The following is a 4512-nucleotide window of genomic DNA, read 5'->3' on the forward strand; positions in this document are numbered from 1 at the left end:
GCCCTCCCCCTTCCGCCTCTCGCAAGCGCCCCCGAGCGAACACCCCGCATCTAGCAACCAAACCCCCAGAAGCACCGAAAATCCAGGGATTGCCGACCCGGAGAATCAAGAGATACTCGCTGGGTTGCGGATAATATAATCCACACACACCCCGAAACCCTGTAACAAACAGCCCCGAATTCCTCGGATAACCCACAATAAAACCTATTTAAACGGCTCGGTGTGCCATATATGGCACACCGAAGCGAATTAATAGGATTAACGCCCGGGTTTAACCGGTTTAGGGCCGGTTGGAAAACCCACTAAGATTGAAGCATGGCTTTAACTATCGGTATCGCGGGACTCCCCAATGTCGGCAAATCCACTATTTTCAACGCCCTAACTCGGGCGAACGTGCTAGCAGCGAACTATCCTTTCGCCACTATTGACCCCAATGTCGGCGTGGTTCCACTACCCGACCCGCGGCTACAAGTCCTGTCAGATATGTTCCACTCGGAAAAGATTGTGCCCGCGACCGTGTCATTCGTAGACATAGCCGGCATCGTCAAGGGTGCCTCCCAGGGCGAAGGCTTGGGCAACAAGTTCCTGGCCAACATTCGCGAAGCCGACGCGATTTGCCAAGTCACCCGCGCTTTTACCGATCCTGACGTGGTTCACGTAGAGGGCAAAATCGACCCAGCCTCCGACATTGAGACGATTTCTACCGAGCTAATTCTGGCTGACCTGCAGACTCTCGAAAACACGATTCCCCGCCTACGCAAAGAAGTCAGCGGCAAGAAAACTCCGAAAGAAGTCCTGGCGGAAGCGGAAAAATGCGAGGAATACCTCAACGCTGGCACGGTCCTCTCTAAGGAAATCGCGTCGGGAAACCTGGATCGCGGCATCGTCAAAACTTTCCAACTCATGACTTCGAAACCTTTTATTTACGTATTTAATATGGACTCCGACGGTTTGGCGGACAAGGCTAAACAGGCTGAACTAGCTGCACTGGTCGCCCCGGCCGAAGCGATTTTCCTGGACGGGGCTTTTGAAGCGGAACTGGTGGAACTTGATGCCGAGGATGCCCACGAGATGCTGGCGGACGCCGGAATCGAAGAATCTGGCCTGGACAAACTGGCGCGCGTTGGCTTTGACACGCTGGGTCTGCAAACGTTCCTGACCGCCGGGGTGAAAGAATCTCGCGCCTGGACCATTCATCAGGGCGACACCGCCCCGCAGGCGGCCGGCGTGATTCACACCGACTTTGAACGCGGTTTCATCAAGGCCGACGTGATTTCTTACGATGAACTGGTGGAAATCGGCGACATTCATAAGGCTCGTGAACTGGGCAAAGTCCGCCAGGAGGGCAAGGACTACGTGATGGCCGACGGCGACGTAGTCGAATTCAAGTTCAACGTCTAGTTCTCGCGGGCAACTTCGCGGACAACAGCGCACACCTCATCAAGGAAGGGCACTGCTAGCTTCTCGGTTTACCAGCCAAACTGCGTGCAAATCCCGGCTCTTACTGCGGAACAGGGAAGTATCGAACACGGGTACACAGCAAGACGCACAAAATATCCTTTAGCCCACGAGTGAGGGGCGGAGGGTGTTCCTAATTTGTGATTAAAACGGGGTTGCTGGTTACGTCAGCCAGAAACCCCAATCTAATCACCGATTTCATACCACGCGGCGCGGGCCTAGTCCTAGCGAGCCTAGTCCTCTATCACGATGGCGTGAGCTGTCTCCCGGTCGATACGGCCGAAGTTATAGAACGCGGCACAGGCTCCTTCGGGGGAAACCATGCAGGTCCCGATGGGTTTCTCGGGCGAACATGCGGTGCCGAACACTTTGCATTCCCACGGTTTAATCCGCCCGGTCAACACGGAACCGCATTCGCAGGCCGGCGGGTCAGGCACCCGCTGGCCAGGGACGTCAAACAGCCGCTCGGCGTCCCAGGCTGCGAACTCCTCAGAAATCCCCATGCCGGAATACGGCATCCACCCCAAGCCGCGCCACTCGAACGTGTCGCGGGTAGCAAACACGCGATCCAGCAACCGCAAAGCGGCCGGATTCCCACCATCGCGCACGACCCGAGAATACTGGTTTTCCACCCGAGCCTCGCCGCGGTCTACCGCCCCGCTGGTGTACTGGTCGATGAGCATCGCCACGGACTGCAAAATATCCAACGGCTCGAAACCAGTCACGACCACGGGTTTGTTGTATTCCTCGGGCAGGAATTTGAACGCGTCAGAGCCCACCACGGTACCAACGTGACCCGGCCCGATAAATCCGTCAATTCGGGTTTCATCAGCACCAACAATAGCTCGCAAGGGCGGCTCAATTTTGACGTGGTTGGAAAACACGGAAAAGTTCCGCACCTGCTGTTTCTGAGCCGCCACCAGGGTCACCGCCGTGGAAGGCGCGGTCGTTTCAAACCCGATAGCAAAGAAAACGACCTGTTTATCCGGGTTTTCTTTGGCAATTTTCAGGGCATCCAACGGGGAATACACGAACCGCACATCACAACCGCGCGCGCGAGCCTGCAACAAGGACTCTTTTGAACCGGGAACCCGCATCATGTCCCCGAAAGTCGTCAAAATCACGTCCGGCTGATTCGCCAGCCACAGTGCGTCGTCCACTCGTCCCATCGGAATAACGCAGACCGGGCAGCCGGGACCGTGGATAAACTGGACGTTTTCCGGCAGCAAATGCTCCAACCCGTGACGGTAAATCGTGTGGGTGTGGCCTCCGCAAATCTCCATAAACGCCAGCGGGCGTTCAAAATGGGCGGCCTCGGCATTGATGCGCCCGACCAGTTTCCGGGCGAACTCGGGGTCGCGAAATTCGTCAACGTACTTCATCTCGTGATTGCTCTCTTCTCGACAGATTCCTCGACAGACTTCCGTGCAGGCGTTGGGAACAGGGTGCCCTAGTCCACCGAAGTCGTCTTAAACTGTTCCAGTTCACTCTCAAACTGGCCCAGTTTTTTAATTTGATCCAGAGTGGTGGCGGCTTCCGCAGCGTCAATCTTGGACATGGCGAAACCAACGTGCACCAGCACCCAATCGCCGATCTTAACGTCCTCTTCCATCAGCAAATCCGTGGAAATCATGCGTTCCACCCCGGACAGGGACACTTTCGCCCGTCCGCTTTCCGCCTCGTCAAATGCCACAATCTCGGCAGGCACTCCCAAACACATAGGCTGTCCCCTTTCAATCTACCTTTCCAGGTTACTTGCATTTTCCCAGTCCGTCCAAAAGATGAAAAGGCGAGTCGTTTGTGCGATTATCAATGTGTGGATCCGAAAAACCGCCTGAATACAGATGAAGTGCAAGTGAACTCGAATATCGCGCGGGTACGCCGCCGCGGAATGCAGCTGAAAGACGACTACGTGACGCTTTCTCACGGGGCAGGGGGCAAGGCTTCAGCAGCCCTGGTCGAGCAGGTGTTCGTTACCGGGTACGGCAACGAAGTCCTCGAGGAACTGACTGACGCCGGGGTGCTTCCCCTAGCCGAACTGCTCACGGGTTTGACCGGGGAGGGCACAAGCCCGGTGGGCGGCAAACTCGCGATGTCTACCGATTCCTATGTGGTCAATCCGCTGGTTTTCCCCGGTGGCTCCATCGGGGAACTGGCGGTGAACGGGACAGTCAACGATTTGGCGGTCAGCGGGGCTATTCCGAAAGTCATCAGCGCCGGTTTCATCCTGGAAGAAGGGCTGCCCATCGCGGATTTGCGCCGGGAAGTCCAGGCGATGCACGACGCTGCCGAGGCAGCGGGGGTGCGGATTATCACTGGCGACACCAAAGTCGTGCCCCAGGGTAGCGGCGACAAGCTGTTCATCAACACGGCCGGAGTCGGAATTGTACCGGCCGGCAGGGAACTGGGCGCCAGCAAAGTACAGCGCGGGGACCGCCTGATTGTATCCGGCGCGATTGCTGACCATGGTATGTCGGTCATGATGGCGCGGGGTGACCTGGCCATTCAGGCCCCCATCAAATCCGATACCAGGGCGGTCAATCACCTGGTCGAAGCCCTAATCGAGGCGGTTCCGGAGACCCGCTGGATGCGTGACGCAACCCGCGGCGGCTTGGGAACCGTGTTGAACGAACTGGCGATTGCGACCGGATGGGGTATCGCCGTCGAGGACGAGGCCGTGCCGGTGCACGAGATGACTCGCGGAGCCTGCGACATGTTGGGCATTGACCCGATTTATGTCGCCAATGAGGGCATGTTTGTGGCGGTGGTTCCGGCTGATCAGGCCGATGCGGCCGTGGCAGCGCTGCGGAAACTGCCCGGCGGCGAGGAAGCGGCGAATATCGGCCGGGTTGTGGCCAAACCGGAGTCCTCGGTCGTGATGGTAACCGCGTTTTCCGGCACCCGCATGATAGATATGCTGGTCGGTGACCCGCTGCCGCGGATTTGCTGACCCAAAACAACCGCGAGAATCCCGGGTTACCCGACAGAATTGTACTTATAGGGGGAGAATAGCCGGGTAGCTGCCATTATTGGCAGCTACCCGGCTATTCTCCC

General features: G+C 57.4%; 4 protein-coding genes. 2 read left to right on the forward strand and 2 right to left on the reverse strand.

Annotated elements, in window-relative coordinates; all coding sequences use genetic code 11:
- Window positions 1-315: 315 nt before the first annotated feature.
- Window positions 316-1401 carry a redox-regulated ATPase YchF gene (gene ychF, locus AC5LBQ_RS09410; RefSeq protein ID WP_493265314.1) on the forward strand — a complete coding sequence of 362 codons (1086 nt, stop codon included), beginning with the start codon at window positions 316-318 and terminating at the stop codon, window positions 1399-1401.
- A 290-nt stretch (window positions 1402-1691) separates the two neighbouring features.
- Here the strand turns inward: ychF and hypD are convergent, their stop codons facing one another.
- A complete protein-coding gene (gene hypD, locus AC5LBQ_RS09415) occupies window positions 1692-2840 on the reverse strand; it encodes a hydrogenase formation protein HypD (RefSeq protein WP_493265315.1) in 1149 nt (382 codons plus the stop codon).
- Between the two features lie 68 nt (window positions 2841-2908).
- Window positions 2909-3178, reverse strand: a complete 270-nt coding sequence (locus tag AC5LBQ_RS09420) for a HypC/HybG/HupF family hydrogenase formation chaperone (protein ID WP_297588804.1) — start codon at window positions 3176-3178, stop codon at window positions 2909-2911.
- Window positions 3179-3256: 78 nt separating this feature from the next.
- Here AC5LBQ_RS09420 and hypE point away from each other — a divergent pair, with 78 nt between their 5' ends.
- The gene (gene hypE, locus AC5LBQ_RS09425; protein ID WP_493265316.1) at window positions 3257-4408 is read left to right on the forward strand and encodes a hydrogenase expression/formation protein HypE; all 1152 of its coding nucleotides are present in this window, start codon (window positions 3257-3259) and stop codon (window positions 4406-4408) included.
- Window positions 4409-4512: the final 104 nt, after the last annotated feature.

The organism is Mobiluncus sp. (genome assembly GCF_985070215.1).